Source organism: Inquilinus limosus MP06 (assembly GCF_000767795.1).
In the GTDB taxonomy this organism is placed as follows: domain Bacteria; phylum Pseudomonadota; class Alphaproteobacteria; order DSM-16000; family Inquilinaceae; genus Inquilinus; species Inquilinus limosus_E.
Genome location: NZ_JANX01000911.1, coordinates 1 through 1,580 on the forward strand (window position 1 = coordinate 1; position 1,580 = coordinate 1,580).

The 1,580-nt window shown below is 73.0% G+C and carries 2 protein-coding genes; both read left to right on the top strand.

Annotated features, from left to right (window positions below; all coding sequences use genetic code 11):
• The coding region (phnH, locus tag P409_RS33895; protein ID WP_034849085.1) for a phosphonate C-P lyase system protein PhnH at positions 1 to 416 on the top strand (416 nt) is incomplete at its 5' end.
• A gap of 57 nt (positions 417 to 473) precedes the next feature.
• Positions 474 to 1,541: a carbon-phosphorus lyase complex subunit PhnI gene (locus P409_RS33900; RefSeq protein WP_343285542.1), complete on the top strand. Its 1,068-nt coding sequence runs from the start codon at positions 474 to 476 to the stop codon at positions 1,539 to 1,541.
• Positions 1,542 to 1,580 lie beyond the last annotated feature (39 nt).

Below are 1,580 nucleotides of genomic sequence, written 5' to 3' on the forward strand. Positions count from 1 at the left end.
ATTTCGACACGCCGATCTGGCTGGACCCGGCGCTGGCGACCCCGGCGGTGGAGAGCTTCCTGCGCTTCCACACCGGTGCGCCGCTGGTCGCCGACCCGGCCGCCGCCGCCTTCCTGCTGGTGGCCGATGCCGCCGCCCTGCCGCGCCTCGGCGGCCTGGCCCTGGGCGAGGACCGCTACCCCGACCGCTCGGCGACGCTGGTGGTCGAGGTGCCGGCGCTGGACGGACCGGAAGCGGGCCGCTTCACCGGCCCCGGCATCGAGACGGCCGAGCCCGCCCGGATCGCCGGCCTGCCGGCCTGGTTCCGGGAGGATTGGGCGGCCAACGGCGCCGCCTATCCGCTCGGCGTCGATTGTCTGCTGACCTGCGGCGGCCGGATGCTGGGCCTGCCGCGCACCACACGCTGGGAGGGCTGATCCGATGTATGTCGCCGTCAAGGGGGGCAGCGCGCGATCGAGAACGCCCAGGCGCTGGTGGCGGAGACCCGGCGGGGCGATCCGGCCGTGCCCGAGATCGCCGCGGACCAGATCCGCGAGCAGCTGGGCCTGGCCGTCGACCGGGTGATGGCCGAGGGCTCGCTGTACGACCGCGACCTCGCCGCGCTGGCGATCAAGCAGGCACAGGGCGACCTGGTCGAGGCCATCTTCCTGCTGCGCGCCTACCGCACCACGCTGCCGCGCTTCGCGGTTTCGGAGCCGATCGACACCGCGAAGATGACGGTGCGCCGCCGCGTCTCCGCCACCTACAAGGACATTCCGGGCGGCCAGATCCTGGGCCCAACCTACGACTACACCCACCGACTGATCGACTTCGCTTTGGCCGCCGAGGGGCGGCCGCCCGCCGCGGCGGAGAGCGAGGCGGGGCCGGACGGACCGGTGCCGCGCGTGGTCGACATCCTCAACCGCGAGGGGCTGATCGAGCGCGAGGCCGCGGCGCCGGAGGGGCATGAGCCGGTCGACCTGACCCGCGATCCGCTGACCCTGCCGGCCGACCGCGACCAGCGGCTGCAGAATCTGGCGCGGGGCGACGAGGGCTTCCTGCTGGCGCTCGGCTATTCGGTGCAGCGCGGCTATGGCGGCAACCACCCCTTCGCCGGCGAGATCCGGCTGGGCGAGGTGGCGGTCGAGATCGTGCCGGAGGAGCTGGGCTTCGCCATCGAGATCGGCGAGGTCACCGTCACCGAATGCCAGATGGTGAACCAGTTCGCCGGGTCGAAGACGGCGCCGCCGCAATTCACCCGCGGCTACGGCCTGGCCTTCGGCCATTGCGAGCGCAAGGCCATGGCGATGTCGCTGGTCGACCGGGCGCTGCGTGGCCGCGAGCTCGGCGAGGCCGGGCGCTACCCGGCGCAGGACGAGGAGTTCGTGCTGGCGCACAGCGACAATGTCGAGGCCTCGGGCTTCGTGCAGCATCTTAAGCTGCCGCATTACGTCGACTTCCAGGCCGAGCTGGAGCTGATCCGCCGGCTGCGGGCGGAGCATGAGCGCCGCGCCCGCGAAGCGGCCGACGAGGCGGCGACCCGGAAGGAGGCGGCGGAATGAGCGCCGGTATCGTGACGAAGCGGGGAGGGCGGGGCCGTC